This window comes from Dinghuibacter sp. (assembly GCF_035492835.1).
Classification (GTDB): Bacteria; Bacteroidota; Bacteroidia; order Chitinophagales; family Chitinophagaceae; genus Dinghuibacter.
Genome location: NZ_DATJIY010000215.1, coordinates 1 through 19,320, shown reverse-complemented (window position 1 = coordinate 19,320; position 19,320 = coordinate 1). Strand labels below are relative to the sequence as shown.

Genomic DNA, 19,320 nt, shown 5'->3' with positions numbered 1-19,320 from the left:
CCCTTATTTTTGGGCCGGCGCGCTTAGGGCGGGAGCGGTATCCGTCGCGGCGCAGGGCGGTTCGCCTGTGATGGGATGCCCTTTTTCCGCGCTTTGGATTTTGGGCAAGTTTTAGCTTGGGTATGAGCGCCAAAAGTGGCGATTTTTCAAGGTATAGCTTGCCTAAAAAACAGGCTTGACCCCCTGGGGGTTTGGGGGCAAGGCATAGCTTGGGTGAATGGGAGAAATGGGGGACTTTTTTAAGGTATACCTTGCCCAAAATCCAAAGAGCGGAAAAGGGCACTGGGGGGGAGCCGGGAGTGAACGATCGAAGGCTGCGTAATCGGTGGGTAGCGCGGGAGCCTGGCCAAAAAGAAGGGCGCCAAGCCTCTCTGCACGCCGTTTTTTTTGCAAAAAAAGCGGCGTGCAGAGAGGCTTGGCGCCCTTCTTTTTGGCCAGGCGCGCTTAGGGCAGGGCAATGCGCGGGACCGGGGGGGATTGGGGAATGGGTTAGCGGATGAGGGTGACGGTGCCTTTTTCGGAGAAGACTTGGCCGGCGGCGCACTCGAAATCGAGCATGTAGATGTAGGTGCCGGTGGGGTTGTCGGCGCCGTTCCAGCCGATGTTGGTGACGCGTTCGGCGACGGGGAGGTTGTCGGCGCTGTAGACGAGGTTGCCCCAGCGGTTGTAGATGCGCATGTGGAGGAGGACCTTGACGCCGCGGCCGACGGGCATGAAGTAGTCGTTGATGCCGTCGCCGTTGGGGGTGAAGGCGTTGGGGATGCGGACGGTATTGCCTTCGCAGGCGAGGCTGATGGTGACGGTGTCGGTGGCGCTACAGCCGTATTGGGTGACGACGCTGTCGGTGTAGGTCGTGGTGTAGAGGGGCGTGCAGACGGGCGCGGGGCACTCGGTGCAGCTGAGGTTGTCGGCGGGGGACCAGTAGCTGGCGGTGACGTCGGGGCTGGGGTTGGACTGGAGGGTTACGGACTGGCCCGCGGTGATAGGGCCGGGCTCGTTGATGGTGACGGTGGGTTTTTCGTGGACGGTTACGATGAGGCGGAGGGTGTCGGTGTAGCAACCGAAGGGGCCCCGGACGACGTCGCTGTACCAGGTCGTCTGGAGCGGCTGGACGGTTTGTTGGGTCCATTGATAGGTATAATCGGGGCGACCGGTGACGATGAGCGCCGCCGTGTCGCCGATGCAGATATCGGTATGCGCGGGATATTGAAGGCTCAGGGGTGCGGCGATCCGGATCGAATCCCGCGCACTGGCCGTGCAACCTGCCGGCGAGGTGACAGAAAACATAAGAGCATAGGCCCCCTCCTGATAATCGAAAGACGCGTTCTGCGTCGCCGCCGTATCTCCTGCACGGCCGGTTCCGAAATTCCATTTGTATTGTAATGAATCGCCCAGGCTGTCGGCCAGGCTGGTGATGACGGGCGTAAACGTAAGCAGGCCCGTATCGCACCGGGTGATGGGCGCCAGCGGCGCCACGCTGAGCGTGTCCGCCAGTATGGGCGCGTTGAGCTGGAAGACCGCCTGGCAACCGCCGGAGTCGCTCACCAGGAGCGATGGCGTATACACGCCTGCCGCCACGTACCGGTGCGGGACGATGCTGTCGCGGGTGACGAGCACGGTGCCGTCGCCAAAGTCCCAGGTATAAGTTGTGATACCGGTGCCGCTGGCCCTCAGGGTGTCGCTGAGCGGGGCGCAGCCTTTGACGAGGCTGGATCGGGGCGCCGCGGCGGGGCCGTTGACGCGGAGGGTGTCCCGGGCTTCGACGGAGTCGCCACCCGCGCCATAGGCCGTCAGCGTGACCACGTAGACGCCGGGGTTGTAGTAGGTATGGCTGGGCGTGGGGTTGTCCTCGGCAGTAGCGCCGTCGCCGAAGTCCCAATGGGCCCGCACGGCTTTTTGCGTGCTGTCGCGGAACCACGCCACCAGCGGCGGACAGCCGTCGTAGCTGAGGTATGCCGTGGAGTCGGTAAAACCGGCCGTCACGCCACCCGCGTTCCCTACCTGACCGGAGCTGTCGATACACGACTCTACGAGCAGCGATTGCCCTGCGGTCTGGCTGCAACCGTGTACGTCGGTGACGGTGAGCGTCGGCGTGAAATGGCCCTTGCCCGTATAGAGGTGCATGACGGTGTCGCCGGTTGTCCGGCTCACAGTGCTGCTGTCGCCGAAGTTCCAGACCCAATGGGCGATTTGTCCCGATGAAGTATCGGTGAAAACAACCGGGCTCCTGTTGCACGAGTCCCGCCGGGAAATCAGGAAGGCCGCGGTGGGACCGCTGATATGTAACCTGATGTAGTTGCTGGTGTCGGCGCAGCCGAACGTCTTCGAGACCAGGATGAGGCGCAGGCTGTCCTGGCCCGGGAGGAGACGGCCGGTGCTCGTGTCCCCGTCGGGATAGGACCAGACCTGGGTGCTGTCCCGGTAGTTGCTGTCCAGACCGGTGAGCTGGTAGGACAGGTTCCCGCTCCCGCAGAGCGCGGTGTCCGGGCTGGTGAGCAGCGGGTGCTGGCGCGTGAGCACCTCGACCGGAATTCCCGGGCCGCTGTTGCGGCAGGCGCCGAATGTCGCGGTGATGGTAGCCTTGTAGGAACCGCTGCGGGGGTAGACGTGCTGGTGCTGTGGCACAAAGACGGGATCGGTTTCGTCGGGCGACCCGTCGCCCCAGTGCCAGGTATAGTCGGAACCGCCGGCCACGGAGTCGATAAAGGTGACGGTGTCGCGGTTGCCGTTACACGAATAAAAGGCGCCGGCGTACGGAAGCTGTACGGTCCGTATGGTGACGACCCGAACCGCCGTGTCCGGCGCGCAGCCTGGGCTCGACGCGATCAGCCGTACGGTATCCGTACCGTACGAAGGATATTTGTGGTAGAAAGAAGCGGCGCTCGGGGTCGTGAACGAGCTTCCGTCGCCGAATATCCAGGTATAGGACGCGGCGCTGTCGGACAGGTTGATGAGCTGCTGGAGGTTGTTGTGCCCGCAGGCGGTGGTGTCCTGTGTCTGGAAGGCCGCGTGGGGCGTGGGGTATACGTTTATAGTGTCGGGGCCCGCGGTACCGGCGCAGCCGTGGGCCGTCGTATAGTTAACGGTGAGGAAGTAGCGGCCGGGGGTGCTGTAGGTGTGGCTCGGTTGCGCCGTGGTGGCGGTTGCGCCGTCGCCAAAGGCCCATTGATATTGGGTGACGGGGTCGGATGTATGGAGCGTGGGTTGTATGGTCACGCTCCCGCAGACCGTGTCGGGCTGGACGATCTGGATGGCCGCGGACTGCCCGCTGGGATAGACCGGTTGCGTGGCCGTGGCGGTACAGCCATTGGCGTCGGTGACGGTCAGGCTGGTTGGGTAGGCCGTGTTGGCGGTGAAGGTATACGAGGGGTTTTTCTGCGTCGACGTGTCGCGCGGCTGACCGGTGAAGTTCCAGAGCCATTTGACCGCGCCCTGGCTGGTGTCGGTAAACTGGACCGTGGCGGGAACCTGGCACTGCGTGGGAAGGGTAACCTGGAAACCGCGCAGGACGGGCGCCGGGTGTACGGTCAGGGTCTGGGTCGCGGTCAGGGTACAGCCGCCCGCGCCACCGGTGAGGGTGACGGTGTAGCTACCGGGTTGCGCGTAGGTGTGCGTCCTGGAGGTACCGGTCGTCCCGTCGCCGTAGTTGTAGGTGCCGCTTCCGGTGAACGTAACGGGCGCGCCCGCGCACGCGTTGCCGGCGGTAAAGGTAATGGGCGCGTTACCGACGTGTATGGTATCGGTGGCGGTAGTGGTGCATCCGGCGGCGTTGGTCGCGGTAAGGATGATGCTATACGCGCCGTCGTTGGCATAGCGGTGTTTGTTATCGGTCCCGCTGGTTCCGTCGCCATACGACCAGCGATAGGTCGTGCCCCCGGTGCTGGTGTTGGTGAAATAGGCGGTATCGGTCGCGGCGCAGATGTCCTTCGCGGTAAAGGATACCGCTGGTACGGCATTTATAGTCAGCGCATTGGGGAGCGAGCCGGTGGCGCTGCAGCCATGCGCGTCGGTGACGGTGAGGCTGGGGCTGTAGACCCCCGCCAGCGTATAGAGCTCGCCCGCCGTGTCGGTCGTGGTCTGGAGCGTGCGGCCGTCGCCGAAGTCCCAGAAATAGGTGGCGCCCGGGGCCGTGCTGGTCAGCGTGGCATAGACCGGCGCGCAACCGCCCGCGGGCGCGAGCGTAAAGGCCACGTTGGGGTTCTTATAGACCGTGACCTTATGCGTGACCGTCACGGTGCGGCCCCTGTCGCGCACGGTGAGGGTAACGGTATAAGTTTGGGGCGTATAATAGATCGCCGCTGCCGGGGCGGCGGCGTCCGTGGTCCGGAGCACGTTGCCGTTGCCGAAATTCCAGGTATAGACCGCTTGCGCGCCCGCGCCCGTGGTCGTATTCGTAAACGTTACGGTCAGCGGGGAACAACCCGCAGCCTTGTCGAGGGTAAAACCAGGTTGGAGCTGGGCATGTACGGAGACCGCCAGCAGCCAGAAAAGGACACTGCACCCAATGCGTTTCGAGGTCATCCGCGAGTTTTGGAAGGGTTCGTATATCCCTCACAAGAGCAAGAAGCGTTTTCAGGGGGACACGACGCCATAGGCGCCGTGGGCGCGCGGGACAGCAAATCGTTGAGACGCGGGGCGCGGAGCGCCTAGCGGTAGAGAAAGGTCGCCGTGGCGGTGGTGCCCTTTCCTTCCCGGCTGGTCAGGGTCAGGGTTCCGCAGAAATTGTTGACGAGATAGTGGGCGATGCGCAGACCGAGACCCAAACCGGGGGTGTCGCCTACGTTCGAGCCGCGGGAAAAGGGTTTGAAGAGACGCGCCAGGTCCGCATCGGGAATGCCGATGCCATAGTCCCGGACGCTCACGCTCCAGCTGGCCTGGGCGTAGTGCAGGCGCACCAGGGGCGGGCGCTTGCCGGTGGAATATTTGCAGGCGTTTTCTACGAGATTCCTAAGGACCAATTGAAAAATAACGGGATCGAGCCGGACGTCGCGCGGCTTGCCCGTGAGTTTGTAGGCGACGTGGCGCCCGTCTTTCCAAGGGGAAAAACCGTTCCCGATGCAATCGCGGGTGGCTTTTTCGATATCGGCGGGTTGCTGGTTGTCCGCAAGCGCGCCGGGTTCCCAGCGGCTGAACTGGACGAGGCGGTTCATCAGGTCGGTGACCTGTTTGATCTCGCGCATGATGACGCGTGCCTGCTCGGTGACCATGGGGTCCACCCGCATCATCTCCAGTAATTCGGCGCTGGATTGTATGATGGAAAACGGCGTCCTGAGCTCGTGTGAGACCGTATGCAGAAGAAGCGTTTCGAAAGCGCTGGCGCCTTTACGCGGTTCCTGGCGAACCGGATACAGCAGCGTTTCGGAAGTGATGTCAGAAAGAAATGCCCCGGTTGCCGGAGCCTCCAGCGTAAGGTTCTTCATGCACGAATAGGGTTTAGGTGTGGATAAGGCTAAATCAAAGAGGCCAAAAAATTCCCCGATCGTCAGTTTGGCAAAAACCTCGCCAATAACTCGTACTTCGAATTAATGTTGAGTTTTTTGTAGATTTTCTTCTGATGATCGTTCACCGTGCTCACCGAAATCTGCATCACCATTGCTATCTGTTTGTATGTAAATCCTTTCAGGAAATAGCTCACGACCTCCGCCTCTTTCTTGGTCAGTACGTCGGCGTATTCGGGGCGGCGCTCTTCGGTGATCCCGTTGAGCTTGCGCACCAATATGTTAGCGGCGTCCGGTGAGATGAGGGTGCTGCCTTCGCGGATCATAAAGATCTGTTCTTTCAGCTGTGAGTAGAGGACCGGTTTGAGGAGGTAGCCCTTGGCGCCGCGTACCGTGGCGCTCCAGATAACGTCTTCATCCATGTTACCGGTGATGATGACGATGTCGGCCCGGGGATAAATTTTCCGGAGAATGGGAATCGCATCCAACCCTGAGATACCCGGCAGTTCGATGTCCAACAGGATTACGGCGGGCGCATTCCGGTGCAGATCAGACTGCGAGATCAATTGTTCGACCGAGGGCAGAGAAAAAAGGAGGTCCATGTCCATGTCGTAGTCGAACATTTTCTCCAGGTTTTTGCGGAGCATTAAAGAGTCCTCAATCATTCCAATCGAAATCATAACGTTTTAATTTTTAGGTGAAATGCATGGCCAGCCACATAGTGCAAGAATGGGCGCATTCCTTCACATGAGCAAACAAACGTCGGTTGGAAATGGTATTTCCGATGGAGATTGGATGGACACAATTTAATTGGAGTCGCAGAGGGTAAGCTGATGGTACTAACGAAAAGTTAAAGTTACTCCGAACACACTCACACTTAAGATGCAAATAAACTGCCAAAGTTTAATGCGGAGCGGCAAAGTAAATATAGTTATTTTTCCATAGATAATGCCCCTAAGGTAAGGGATATTTCGCTCACCTCCACCAGTTCAGGGGTTAACGACGCGAAATTGCAAGCGAATGACGAATTTCTACGGAGAAGCGTTCGTAAAACCCCTGTAATTCGGGGTACCCTTCCAACAGTTTCTTATGTGTATCGAGTGTCGCTTCATCGCCCCGGATGGCAGGCCCGGTCTGCATTTGCGTAGGACTTTCGGTATACAGCCGCGCCACCGTCTCGGTCATCAGCGGCAGGAGCATCCGCCAGTCGAGACCCTTATCTTGTAGATACAATTCGGTGAGCGCGTAGAGATAATTGGGAAAGTTATTCACCACTACCCCGCCGATGTGGAAAAACAACCGATCCTGGTCAGTCGTACGACTAACGGTCGTGGTAATCGTTTGCGCGAGGGTCTCGAGCTTTTCAACGACTTCCTGCGTATTGCCGTCGATCAGGAGTGGTATTTCGCTGGGTTCCACTTCCTTACGGATGCTCTGGAGGGGATATAGGACGCCGTATCGGGAGGAGACGTCGGATAGTATGTTTTTGGGGAGCGAGCCGGCGGTATGCGCTACCAGGGCGTTTTGCAAGCGGAGCGTTTGGGCGAGCCCCGTTATGGCGGTGTCGCTCGCGGCAATAAGATATAGTTCAGCGGGTTGTAATTGTTCTGCGTTGTCGATGGGCTCCGCGCCGAGCTCGTGAGCCAATGCTTTGGCGTGGCGTGGGCTGAGCACTTGTACGATGTGGTGACCGGACCTTACAAACCGGCGGCCAAGGACGGTGGCTACGTTACCGGAACCTATCAGTGTGATGTTCATGGTGTTGGCAATGGTTCAGGTACATAATCATACGGGAGCATGTTCCCGATCCGCTCCCACCAGTTCCAATAACCGTCAAAAGACAGGTCGGTATTGATGTTGCTGCCGTTGGCAAAGACCTCCATCGGGAGCCCGCGGATGAGCTCCAGGTGGGTGGTCATACCCTCCAGACCGCTGCGCGTGACGGCGATCTTGCGACCGCTTTCGGGATGGTTGGGGTCGATGATTACATCGTTGAAGTACCGGCTGGGCGCTTTGTTCCTTAAGTAAGTGACCCTGAGGTAGTCGTCGAATTCCAGGACCATGACGTTCGAGTCCCTGGCGACGACGACCTGACTCAACGGGGTTTCACCATTATATAAATAGGGTTTGCCCATGCTGCTCCGGGCGTTATCGAGGGCGTTGTCAAAGGTCGCCAGCACGTTAGCGCCGAGCAACGCCTCGGGGGACATATGCTGCCCGTCGGGTCCGGCGGCTTCGCGCGCCTGGATAAGCGCGCGGCGCAGGTTGTTCTTGATGCGCTGGACCTCGGCGCTATCCGCGCCAGCCTCGGTGTGCATCACAAAACCTTCTTCGCGGACGCGGTCCTGGTAGAGCGCGCGGAAAAAGTGCAGCGTGGAGCCAAAGTAGGCCTGGTTACGGTTCCTGGCCCAGCGGGCCTTTTTGGACGGGCTGCCGGGCATTTCACGGAACAGCGGGAAGAAAGAAAAACGGGTTTCGCCGTTAGCCAGGTAGTAGTGGAAGTCGTCGAGCGTTACCTGTACTTCGTAGCCGAGGGCAGCATTCTGCACCAGGATGGGCCCGTCCGAGTACGCGGACAGGGTGCGGCTCTTGGGCGCATAGTGTATCTTGATCACTTCCGGGTTGAGTATTTTGCAGTTACGGGCAAAGTCGGAGGTGCCGATAAAGTTTTCACGGAACAATTCACCCCACCGTTTATACCCGTCCTTGTCAAAGGCGCGGACCGTCACCTCACCGAGCTCCGCGATCTTGGTACGGAGGGTGATCGCATAGTCGGCCTGCGGGTAGCGGCTGTCGATGGTTTCCAGGTCGGTCTGGTAGCCGACGCTGGAGATGACCAGGACGTAGCGGCCGTCGGGGACGTTGTCCAGGACGAACATGCCCTTCTCGTCGGTGACGGTACCCCGCGAGGTGTTGCTGATAAAGACGCTCGCGCCCGCCAGGGGCTTGCCGTTGTCGGCAGCGGTGACGCGGCCGCGGATTTGGCGCTGGGCGCTGGCGGCGCTGGTTATCAGCAGGAGCGCGGTTAAGAGGGTCCAGGATTTCATGTGGTTGGGGTCGCTTATGGGAAGAGGATGGCTTCGACGAGCTGGCAGATGATGTGCCCCACGAGGATGTGCCCTTCCTGGATACGCGGGGTATCCTTGGTGGGCATGGCAAACAGGTGATCGCTCAGCCCGGCCATCTTTCCCCCACCCTGCCCGGTGAAGCCGATGGTGACGACGCCCTTGGCGCGGGCGGTTTCGAAGGCCTTTACGATGTTCCCCGAATTCCCGGAGGTGCTGATGCCAAAGAGTACATCGCCCTTTTCCGCGATGCCGTCCACGAGCCGCGCATAGATGACGTCATAGCTGTAGTCGTTGGCCACGGCCGTCAGATAGGACGTGTTGCAGTGCAGGGCTTCCGCCGGCAAGGCTTTGCGGTCCTTGTAAAAACGTCCCGAAAACTCCGCCGCCAGGTGCTGCGCGTCCGCGGCGCTCCCGCCGTTCCCGCAGAAATAAACGCGGCGGCCGCTCTTGAAGGCGTCGGCGATCATTTGGCTGACGTCGGCCATTTTTTGTTGCATGGCGGCGTCGTCGAGGAGGGCTTGTTTGACTTTGAGGCTTTCGGCGATGATGTTTCTGATGATTTCTTGCATGGGGTAAAAATACAGAATCTTACGATCCGGGGACGCGGTGGCGGACCGCGCTCACGGGGGCGGGCGCGTCGCGGGGTGCGCAGGCGCGTCTAACGCTCCAGAAGGACGGTGCCTTTTCGGGTGAAGGTCTCGCCGGTGTCACAGATCAATGTGAGCTCGTAGACGTAGGCTCCGACGGGTTGGTCGGCGCCGGCGAAGGTGCCGTCCCAGGCGGTGGAGGGGTCGTTCAGCGGGATGTTGTGGCGTTCGAAGACGAGGGTGCCCCAGCGGCTGTAGATGAGGAAGCCGGTGATGACGCGGACGCCGGAGCCGCGGGGGTAAAACAGATCGTTGTAGCCGTCGTGGTTGGGGGAGAAGGCGCCGGGGATGGCGACGCGGTCCTGCATACAGATCAGACGGATGCGGACGGTGTCGGAGGCGGTGCAGCCGTAGGCGGTCTCGCCGGTGACGGTGTACAGTATGTTGGACTGGGGGGTGCTGACGGGGTTCTGGCAGCTGGCGCAGTCGAGGTAGTCGGGGGGCGTCCAGAGCCAGGTGGCAATATCGGGGCTGCCGGTGGCCTGGAGGTTGACGCTGGCGCCGGCGATGACGATACCGACGGGGGTAGCCCTGACCGTTGGGCGGGGGACGACCTGGACGCTGGTGGTGGCGGTGGACGAAAAGCAGCGGTCCTGGTCGGTCCCGGTGACGGTATAGGTGGTGCTGACGGCCGGGTCGACCAGGAGGGGGTTGGCGGTGGCGCCGGTGGACCATTGGTAGGCATAGGCGCCGGCGGCCTGGAGGTACATGCTGTCGCCGATACACAGGGTGGTGTCGGCGGGGAGCCGGACCTGGAAGGGACGGGCGACAAAGACGTATACGGAGTCGGTGTTGACGCAGCCGAAGGTATTGGTTACGGTGACGTAGTAGGTGGTCGGGCTCGCGGGGGCCACGGTGAGGGCGGGGTCGCTGGCGAGCCCCTTCCATTGATAGACCTGGCCGTCATGGGCGGTCAGGGTGATGCTGGCGCCCTGACAGATCCGGGGGGCGTCGGGGGTGATGTCGATGACCGGCAAGGCGTGGACGGTCAGCGCCGCGGTGGCGGTGTCGGCGCAGCCATTCCAGGTGCTGATGAGCTCGACCGCGCCGCTGGAGGCGGCCTTTATCGCGGGTTTGGCGGAGGTGTCGGTCACCCCGCCGGGGAACAGCCATTGCCAGGTGGGTGCGCCGCGGAGCGCGGCGGCGGTGAAGTGGAGCGAGTCGTTCACGCAGCCTTCCGGGGGACCGGCGATCGAACCGTGGGCAGTGGCGGTGACCTGTATGGACTCCGTACTGGCGGAGACACAGCCGGGGGTCGAGGTAACGGTGAGGTGTACGGTATAGGCGCCGAGGGCGGTGTATGTCCAGGAGGGGTTCGCGGCGTCCGAGGTGTCAGCGGGGTTGCCCGTCCCGAAGTCCCAGTGATACCGGAGGGCCTCGCCCAGCGCACCGTTGGAAAGGCTGTAGAGCGGCGCGCTGAAGGCGGTCGAACCCGAGTCGCAGAGATGCGATACGGCTGCCCGCGCCTGCGCTTTTAAAGAATCGACCACCACGGGGACGCTGGGGTTGAAAGTGGACGCGCAACCCAGCGCATCCTTGAGGATCAGCGCGGGGTTGTATATCCCGGGGACGGTATACGTATGGGTGGCGAAGGTGTCGGCGGCACTCAGCACGGTGCCGTCGCCAAAGTCCCAGGTATAGGAGACCGCGCCGACCGCGACCGCGGTGAGGGTGACCTTGGAGGGGCTGCAGGCCTGGGGGACGTCCGCGCTCACCGAGGCGTAGGGCCCCTTGACGGTAACCGAGTCCGTGACGGTGATCACCGTCTGACCGGCGCCGGTAGCCGTGAGCGAGATATAGTATTTGCCGGGCTTGTTATAAGTATGGCTGGGGTTGGGGTTGCCCTGGGCCGTGGCGCCGTCTCCGAAGTCCCACTGGTAGCCGGTGACGTTATAGCTCGTGCTTTTGAAATAAACCACTACCGGCGGACAGTTGTTGTTGTTGACATAGGACGTGGTGAACGTAAAGGCCGCGTTGACGTTGCGGACCTGGATCACCTGGGTGATCGTGTCCGCGTTGCACCCGATCTGCGGATAGGTGCTGTTGGTCACGACCAGCGTCACGGTGTCGTTGGTGATGTTGGGGTAGGTATGCGAGACCTGGTATATATTGTTGGACGTGGACTTGTCGCTGGCGAAGGTCCAGAGGGCGCTGTAGTACGGGCCAAAACTGGTGTTGCTGAAGATCGCCGTGGTCCCTGGGGAAATATTGGTGGGGGACCAGGTGAAGTTCGCCTTCGGGCCCTCGGGGTAGACATAGTTGTCGATGGTCCGGTCGGTACATCCCTGGGCGTCGGTGACGGTCAGATACGCGTCGTAGTTGTTGCCGGGCTGACCGTAGGTGTGGTATACGTCCGCGCCCGTGGCCGCCGTTTGGGTCGTCCCATCGCCAAAGGTCCAGACCCACTGCGTGATGGGAACGCCGTCGGTACCGCGGGAGGTGTCGCGGAACAGGTAAGGATTTTTCCAGCAGCTGCCGGAGTCCACCAGCCCGGCGATCGGGCCTTTAATCTTGACCTTTACATAGTTGCTGGTATCGATACAGTCCTGGTACTGGCCGTTGCTTTGCAGGAACACGCGGATGCTGTCGTGACCGGGCGTGAGGTTGGTCCACGTCGCCGTATAGGTGGTGGTCGTACCCTGGACGTTGACGTCCGGTCCCGAGTAGCTGGGATACGAATACTGGGGGATGGCCGAGCCGTCTTCGTATTGCCAGGCAGCGACGCCATAGTAGTTCCAGTAATACTGGTTGTAATAATAATAATTTGTGTCCAGCCCCGAAATGGTCAGCGTGAGCGGCCCCGAGCCGCAGATGGAATCGACGGGGGATTTGAGGATCGGGTGTTGTTTTTTCAAAACATATACCGTCGTCGAGTCCCGGTTGGTGCACTGGCCGGCGACCGTTATCAGTACCACCTTGTAGATACCGCTTTTGGCGTAGTCGTGGACGATCGTGTCGGACACCGCGGGTTGTGTCGTGCCATCGCCAAAGTTCCACGTCGCGGACGTGGCGCCGCGGATCGAATCCACGAGCGTGATGTCACCGCGGTCGCCGTTACAGGTGCTAAAGCTGGTTTCTATTTTGGGAAAAGCGGGGAGCACCACCACCGAATCCACCTTGACCAGCGTGTCCGTGCAAAACGCGTTGAACCCGATCGCGATCATGGTGATGGTGTAGGTGCCTTCCTTGGTATACTGGTGCACATACTGGCTGCCGTACACATAGGCGTTTCCCTCGCCGTCCCCGAAGTCCCAGGTGACGTTATACGCGTTGGTGGCCTGGCTGGTAAAGGTGACCGGGTTGTCCCCGCAGATGGGGTTGGCCGGACTGATCGAAAACTTCGCCACAGGGCGCTGCGCGATCTGCACCGCAAAGCCATAGGTGGTTTGGCTGCCGGTGCAGCCGTTGGCGTTGGTGTACTGGAGGGTGATGGTATAGGAACCCGGCTGGGTATAGGTGTGCGTGGGGAGCGAATCCGTGGACGTCGTGCCGTCGCCGAAGTTCCAGTTGTATTTCGTCAGCCGTACGTCCGACTGGGCGCTGACGTTTACGGTCACCGGGTTACAGCTGTAGGTCCCGGACGGATCGGTCGACAGGACGTTGATATAGACTTGCGGGGGCTCTACCGGCACCGGTCGCTCGACGGACGCGGTACAGCCGTTGGCGTCGGTAATCGTGAGCCAGATGCCCATGTCCCCGTTCGACGCAAAGGTATAGCTCGCGGTGGGCGTGGTGGCAAAGGGCGTGGTGGGGCCGAGATAGCCGTAGTAAGGGTCTTCGGACCAGGCCCGCGAGACCGCGGCTTTCGAGGTGTCGGTGAGCTGGACGGTTACCGGCGCGCCGCAGAGCCCCGTGGTCGTCATTTGAAAGCCACCCAGTGTCGGCGCGGGGAAAACGGAGATTTGTTTGGTCGTGGTGACCGGGCACTGTCCGTAGGTAGCGTTCATCGTGACGGTATAAGTGCCGCCGGCTGTATACGTGTGGTCTATCACGTTGCCGCCATAGCCGGAACCGGTGTTGTCCCCAAAACTCCAGTTTTCGCTGTAGCTGTTGGGTGCGGGGTTGCTGTTGTCGCTAAAGAGCAATTCCACGCCGGAGCACAGCGTTGGGTTATTGACGGTAAAGCTGGGGTTGAAGTTGGCGGCGTCGACGTATTGTGTCTTGACCAGCGAGTCCACACAACCCACCGAGGAGGTCGCGACGAGCGTGACGTTGTAGATGCCCTTGGTGGCATAGGTATGGCTGGGCGCCGGGTCGGTGCTCGTCGTCCCATCCCCGAAGCGCCACAGATAGCTCAGCGTCGGCGGACCAGTGGTCGTATTCGTAAAAAGCTCCGGGTCCGTCAGCTGGCAGAGTGTCGGCGAGCCCGCCGCAAAAGCGGGGACCACCGCGGGATAGATGGTAAAAAGATTGGGCTGCGTCAGCGTGGCCGAACAACCATGGCTGTTTGTCACCGTCAACCCCACAGTCGGCGAGCCGGCGTATTGATACGTATTGCTGACGGTCGTCGTCGTCGCCGATTTCGTATTCCCGTCGCCAAAATCCCAAAAGTACTGGCTGATCGTCCCATCTCCCGCCGTGGACGAGCTCGTAAACGTCACCGGGTCCGGTACGCATCCCTTGCCACCGCTTTCGGTAAAAGCCACGGTAGGATTCTTATACACGGTAACGGTCAGGGTCTTTGTACTCGTCTTCGCCCCATCGGTAACGGTAAGCGTCACCGTATACGCCTGCTGTGTGGTGTACGTGGCGCCTATCGACGCATTGATGTCTCCGGTCGCCGTTTTATTCCCGTTCCCAAAGTCCCAGCTATAGGTGGCGCTGCCGGAGGCGCCCGTCGTAGTGTTCGTGAAGCTTACGGTGAGCGGCGAGCATCCCCCCGTGGTACTCGCCGTGAAGTTCGCCTGCTGCGCTCTTACGGCTCCGCCCATCGCCATAATAGCGATCGTCGTTCTGAGCGCGTGAGGGAGCAGGGGCATAGGAGGATCAGGTTTCAGGGGTCCTTACGGGTGCAAACATAAGACTTTTTTCCTATGCTTCGGTTCGGCCCCCTGAGCACGCCTGATAGAATAGGCCGGGCCCTGTGCCCCTTTTTCCCTCGCTTTGCGGTGCACCGCAAAACGAGGGAAAAAGGGGCACAGGGCCCGGCCTATTCGTGACGTGAGGGCTGCGCGGACTAGATTATTTGGCGGAGGGCGCCCGGCCTATTCGTGACGTGGGGACTGCGCGGACTAGATTATTTGGTGGCAGGCGGAGCGGCGTGCCAGTGGGCGTATAGGGCTTGCATGAAGTAGCCGCCTACGACGCTGCGGGCTTGGAAGCCGACTTGTTTGCCGGTGGTGGTTTCGTGCCAGTCGCTGACGGGGACGCGGGTGGGGGTCTCCAGGACGTATTTGTAGACGGGGTTGGAGAGCGCCTCGAAGTCGGCGCGGTTGGCGGTCAGGGTGGCGGTCCACTCGATCCAGTCGGACTTGGTGTAGGTCTTGCGGCTGTCGAGGGGGAGGCCAAAGGCGTTTTGTTTGGTTTTGTAGTAGGCGATCTCCCTGGCGTAGACCGACGCGGGGAACAGGTGGTAGTCGAGGACCTTGTCCCAAACGAGGTTGTACTTCTGCGACCAGGTGTCCTTTTTGTCAAAGGTCAGGGAGTAGTGGTCGCCGGCGTCGGCCATGACCGTCCACTTCTTGGCCATGTCGCGGGCGTGGGCGAGGTATTTGTCGGCGGTGGCCTTTTCGCCGAGCTCGGCGGCCAGGTGGGCGTAGGCGGAGATGCCTTCGATGGCTTTGACGCTGAGGTTGGCGTTGCGCGCCAGGTGACCGGCGAAGTCGTCGGTGCAGAGCTGGTTGGCGGGGTCGAAACCGGCGGTGTCCAGGTAGTTCACCCAGGTGCTGAGGACCTTCCAGTGCTTCCTGGCGTAGGCGGGGCTGTTCTCGGCGCGGCAGATCGCGGCGGTGAGGATGATCATGTTGCCCGATTCTTCGACCGGCATGTCCTCGCCATAGGTCTGGCCGTTGGCCAGGGGGAAGGTGCCGAGGTCGTGGGCGGCGAATGGCTTGGTCCAGCGGCCGCTTTCGGAATAGTGGAAGATTCCGTTGAGCATGCCCTCCATGAGGTGGGGGTTGTACAACAGGTAGAGGGGGGCCGACGGATAGGTCACGTCGACGGTGTTGATGGAGCCGTTGCTGAAGTTTTCCTTGGAGAACCAAAGGAGGTCGCCATCCGGACTCCTGACCAGCTGGTGGGCGGCTATGCTCTGGCGGTAGACGATGGCGCAGAGACGGGCGTAGTTGTCACCGCCGGCGTTCTTGGCCTGGGCGAAAAGCTCCTTGTCGAAGGCGTCGCACTCCTGGAGCACGGTCTCGTGCTGGTCCCGGGCGGCCTTGAGCTCGTCTTCGATGGTGTGGGCGCCGTCCTTGTTCCACCAGGGGCGGAGGTTAGCGCCGAAGTATTGGATGGCGTCGCCTTCGTCATAGCCGATTAACACGGTTTTGTGGACCGGGGTGGCGGTTATATTGCCGCAGGGGATCGTGTTGTGGAGCGTGACGTCGCTGGCGGCAGCGGCGGTGGCGCCGGCGGCTGCCGATCCGTCGAGGGTGCTGTGGACGGCTTTATAGGCGGCCGGCACGGCGACATAGGCGTAGCCCCAGTCGATGCGGAGGTCGTCGCCTTTTTTCTTTAATACTGGTTGCTCGACGGTACCGACCTTTTGGATCGCCAGGCCGTCCTTTTCAAAGCTGGCGGTGGTGACTTGCTGGTCGGGCTTGTTGACGGCGATGTCGCCGGAGACGCCGACGTAGAGGTCGACCTTGTGCGGTTTACCGTCGGTCGATTTTACTGCAAAATCGATATAGTCGACGGGCCGCGAAAGGATATCGAGGTTTTTTACGAGTAAAGGCGAGGTGAAATCCACCCGCAGGGCGACCGGTCCGCAGGTAAAGGCGTAGCGGGTCTGGGTGGCGGTGAGGTCGACGTCCGTCTGGGTGGCGACGGCATCGCTACCGGCGCCCATAAAACGGTAGACCTGGCCATCGACCCTGATGAGACCGGTCAGGGGTTGGGGCTTCCCGGTCCAGTGGGTGGTCTGGGCGTCGGTGAGGGCGTCCGCGGTGGACCAGATGCTGAAGTAGGGGTCATGGACGAGCAGGGGGTAGGCGGGGGCCTTGCGTTGGGATTGCGCGGTAGCGGCGGTGGCTCCGGCGAGGAGGAACAGGGGGAGAAGGCGCTTCATGTGTGGATCGTTTGTGCAATCGTTTACAATGGCTGCAAGCTACAAAAGTTTTTGTAACTTCCCAGAGACGTGTACCTCTTTGCCATTTTGTACGTGCTGACGGGCGTTCTCCGACCCGGCATGACCCTTACCGCAACCAGTTATGGAACCACCTGCGGATACCCGAACGGGTCGCTGGTCGCCAGGGCCGGCGGGGGCGTGGCGCCGTATAGCTTTTCCCTCAACGGCGGGGCCGCCCAATCCGACTCCAACTTTGTCGACCTCGATACCGGGAAATACGTGGTGTCGGCCACGGACGCCACGGGGCTAACGGTGACGTACACCGTGCATATCGCCAACCTGTACCCGCAGCCCTCCATGGCGTATACGTTCACGTACGGTTCCGATTGCCAGGCCACGGACGCCACGATCACGCTGCACGCGCGGGACGGCACCCCACCCTATCAGTTCAGCTTCGACAACCTGCACTACCAGGACGACAGTACGTTTGTAAACCTGGCGGCGGGGCGGTATACCGTTTTCGCCAGGGATTCGAACGGGTGTATATTCGACAGGGTCACCGCGATCGTCAACGAGTGCAACTTCGCCTTCAACTACTTCCTCACCGAGCCGGGTTGTACGGGGAGCGACGGTGGGATCAAAATCGTGCGGTCGCCCGGTTTGGGATTCCCGCCCTTCCGGTTTTCGCTGGACGGCGGCGCGGTTACGGACGACAGCGTCTTTACCGGTCTGGCGGCTGGCACCTACCAGATGGCGATCACGGACATGACCAATGCAACCAACCTGTGGGGCTTCAACCTCTATGCCGACTGCGTGTCGCTCACGGCGCGCGTGACGCCGCCATGCAGCGCCAACCCGCCGGGGATTACCCTGGTGGCATTCGGGGGGACGACGCCGTTACAGTATTCGCTCGACGGGGTGCACTTCCAGTTCGGGAATACGTTCGGGGAAGTGGTGCCGGGAGATTATAACGTGGTGGTGAAGGACGCGTTGGGGAACACCGCGTATGCGTCGGTCGTAGTGTATCCGGCGACGGTGGCGCTGACGCTGGGGATGGGGCCGCCGGTGACGGATTGCGCGGGCGCCCCGGTGGCGCTACCGGTGACGTCCAATGGGGATACGTTCAGCTGGATGCCGACGGCCGGGTTGAGCTCTGCGTCGGTGTTACAACCCTCGGCCGCGCCGGCGGCGACGACGATGTACCACCTGACGGTGACGAAGGGGGTTTGCGTGCGGACGGATTCGGTGCTGGTCACGGTGGACCCGGGACCGGTGGCGCACGCCCTGGGGGATACGACCATTTGCGATGGCGGAACCGCGCTGCTGCGCGCGTCGGCCACGGGGACGGGGCCGTTCGTTTATACGTGGTCGGGGGGAACCGGCCCAACGGGTTCGGGCGGCTTTGTCTCGCCCGCGGCGTCAACGACGTATACGCTGGTGGCGTCAGACGCGTATGGGTGTCCCTCCCCCGGCGACCCGATCAGGGTGACGGTTACGCCGCCGGCGGTGCTGTCGGTGGTGTCCGATACGAACCTGGTGCTGGGGCAGCCGTTGCAGCTGGACGCGCGTGACGTGAACGGCGCGGGTTTTGTCAACTTTACGTGGATGCCGCCGGACGGGCTGAGCAACCCGTATATCGCCGACCCGGTGGCGCTGCCTGCGCTGGGGACGGTAACCTACACCGTTACGGCCCACACCGCCGCGGGGTGCCTGGGGACGGCTTCGGTCGCGATCAAGGTTTTTGCGGACGCCAATATATATGTGCCCTCCGCTTTTACGCCCAACGGTGACGGGCAGAACGACGTGCTGCGCGCGATACCCGTGGGGATAAAGTCGTTTGGAGTCTTTATGGTTTTTAACCGGTGGGGGCAGACGGTGTTCCGGAGCAGCGACCCTTTGCAGGGATGGGATGGGCGTACTGCGCCGACGGGAGTGTATGTATGGAGCGTGACCGGGATCGATCTCGGGGGGCAGGTCATCCGGCGGCAGGGGACGGTCCTGCTGATCCGATAACTTTTTTATCAGTGCCGCGGGGTGACCGGGAGCGATTACCTTTGTTTTCTTATGAAATATCATCTTCTCGGTAATACCGGTTTAAAAGTATCCGAGCTCTGTCTCGGCACCATGACCTTTGGCGGAAAGGGCGGCATCTGGTCGTCCATCGGCGAGGTCGTTCAATCCGACGTCAACCAGCTGATCAAGCGGTCCGTCGACGCGGGTATCAACTTTATCGACACGGCCAACGTCTACAGCTATGGCGTCAGCGAAGAAATGACGGGGACCGCCCTGCGTCAGCTGGGCCTGCGTCGCGACGACCTGGTCCTGGCGACCAAGGTGCGCGGCAAGATGGGCGAAGGGCCTAACGAGGTCGGGCTGACGCGGAAGCATATCCTCGCCCAGGTGGAGGATAGCCTCCGGCGGTTGGGGACGGATTATATCGACCTGTACCAGATACACGGGTATGATCCGCTGACGCCGTTCGAGGAGACGCTCTCGGCTTTGGACGCTTTGGTTGCGTCCGGCAAGGTCCGGTATATCGGGTGTAGCAACCTGGCGGCGTGGCATATCATGAAGGCCTTGGGGATATCGGCGCTGCACGGATTCGAGCGCTTTGTCTCGCTCCAGGCGTATTATACCGTCGCCGGGCGCGACCTCGAACGCGAGATCGTGCCGCTGTTGCTCGACCAGAAGCTCGGGCTGATGGTGTGGAGCCCGCTGGCGGGGGGGCTGCTTTCCGGGAAGTTCGATCGTTCTTCCGCTCCTTCGGAGGGCCGTCGCGTCGTGTTCGATTTCCCGCCGGTGAACCGGGAACGGGCGTTTGACATTCTCGATGTGCTGCGGCCTATCGCTGTTTCACGCGGCGTCTCCGTGGCGCAGATCGCGCTGGCGTGGTTGCTCCACCAGCCGGCGGTCACGACCGTCATCATCGGGGCGAAGCGGCT

General features: G+C 61.4%; 10 protein-coding genes. 2 read left to right on the top strand and 8 right to left on the bottom strand.

The features are described from left to right. Positions 1 to 489 precede the first annotated feature (489 nt). The 8 genes from VL547_RS19990 to VL547_RS19955 all read right to left on the bottom strand — a co-directional run bounded on the left by VL547_RS19990 (position 490) and on the right by VL547_RS19955 (position 16,378). Entirely contained in the window at positions 490 to 4,521 is a 4,032-nt protein-coding gene (locus tag VL547_RS19990) for a PKD domain-containing protein (protein ID WP_325581252.1), read from the bottom strand. Between the two features lie 125 nt (positions 4,522 to 4,646). Then, the gene (locus VL547_RS19985; RefSeq protein WP_325581250.1) at positions 4,647 to 5,420 is read right to left on the bottom strand and encodes a HAMP domain-containing sensor histidine kinase; all 774 of its coding nucleotides are present in this window, start codon (positions 5,418 to 5,420) and stop codon (positions 4,647 to 4,649) included. A 62-nt stretch (positions 5,421 to 5,482) separates the two neighbouring features. After that, on the bottom strand, positions 5,483 to 6,118 hold the full coding sequence (locus VL547_RS19980) for a response regulator transcription factor (protein WP_325581248.1): 636 nt from the start codon (positions 6,116 to 6,118) through the stop codon (positions 5,483 to 5,485). Positions 6,119 to 6,434: 316 nt separating this feature from the next. Then, positions 6,435 to 7,196, bottom strand: coding sequence for a Rossmann-like and DUF2520 domain-containing protein (locus VL547_RS19975; protein ID WP_325581246.1), 762 nt, complete (start codon positions 7,194 to 7,196; stop codon positions 6,435 to 6,437). Continuing rightward, a complete protein-coding gene (locus VL547_RS19970; RefSeq protein ID WP_325581245.1) occupies positions 7,193 to 8,485 on the bottom strand; it encodes a carboxypeptidase-like regulatory domain-containing protein in 1,293 nt (430 codons plus the stop codon). Before VL547_RS19970 ends, VL547_RS19975 begins: the two co-directional genes overlap by 4 nt. Positions 8,486 to 8,499: 14 nt before the next feature. Next, positions 8,500 to 9,075 (bottom strand): D-sedoheptulose 7-phosphate isomerase, encoded by a 576-nt coding sequence (locus VL547_RS19965; protein ID WP_325581243.1) that lies wholly within the window; start codon positions 9,073 to 9,075, stop codon positions 8,500 to 8,502. 89 nt (positions 9,076 to 9,164) lie between these two features. Then, entirely contained in the window at positions 9,165 to 14,132 is a 4,968-nt protein-coding gene (locus VL547_RS19960) for a PKD domain-containing protein (protein WP_325581241.1), read from the bottom strand. Positions 14,133 to 14,389: 257 nt separating this feature from the next. Next, positions 14,390 to 16,378, bottom strand: a complete 1,989-nt coding sequence (locus VL547_RS19955) for a glutaminase family protein (RefSeq protein ID WP_325581239.1) — start codon at positions 16,376 to 16,378, stop codon at positions 14,390 to 14,392. Between the two features lie 69 nt (positions 16,379 to 16,447). Here VL547_RS19955 and VL547_RS19950 point away from each other — a divergent pair, with 69 nt between their 5' ends. Together VL547_RS19950 and VL547_RS19945 are read left to right on the top strand one after the other, a co-directional pair. Next, positions 16,448 to 18,391 (top strand): gliding motility-associated C-terminal domain-containing protein, encoded by a 1,944-nt coding sequence (locus tag VL547_RS19950; protein ID WP_325581237.1) that lies wholly within the window; start codon positions 16,448 to 16,450, stop codon positions 18,389 to 18,391. 51 nt (positions 18,392 to 18,442) lie between these two features. Beyond that, on the top strand, positions 18,443 to 19,320 hold an 878-nt coding region (locus VL547_RS19945), incomplete at its 3' end, for an aldo/keto reductase (protein WP_325581235.1).

What these genes read in the sequence shown, in the direction of transcription:
- VL547_RS19990 (WP_325581252.1), bottom strand. Translation starts at nt 4,521, where the DNA reads ATGACCTCGAAACGCATTGGGTGCAGTGTCCTTTTCTGGCTGCTGGCG.
- VL547_RS19985 (WP_325581250.1), bottom strand. Translation starts at nt 5,420, where the DNA reads ATGAAGAACCTTACGCTGGAGGCTCCGGCAACCGGGGCATTTCTTTCT.
- VL547_RS19980 (WP_325581248.1), bottom strand. Translation starts at nt 6,118, where the DNA reads ATGATTTCGATTGGAATGATTGAGGACTCTTTAATGCTCCGCAAAAAC.
- VL547_RS19975 (WP_325581246.1), bottom strand. Translation starts at nt 7,196, where the DNA reads ATGAACATCACACTGATAGGTTCCGGTAACGTAGCCACCGTCCTTGGC.
- VL547_RS19970 (WP_325581245.1), bottom strand. Translation starts at nt 8,485, where the DNA reads ATGAAATCCTGGACCCTCTTAACCGCGCTCCTGCTGATAACCAGCGCC.
- VL547_RS19965 (WP_325581243.1), bottom strand. Translation starts at nt 9,075, where the DNA reads ATGCAAGAAATCATCAGAAACATCATCGCCGAAAGCCTCAAAGTCAAA.
- VL547_RS19960 (WP_325581241.1), bottom strand. Translation starts at nt 14,132, where the DNA reads ATGCCCCTGCTCCCTCACGCGCTCAGAACGACGATCGCTATTATGGCG.
- VL547_RS19955 (WP_325581239.1), bottom strand. Translation starts at nt 16,378, where the DNA reads ATGAAGCGCCTTCTCCCCCTGTTCCTCCTCGCCGGAGCCACCGCCGCT.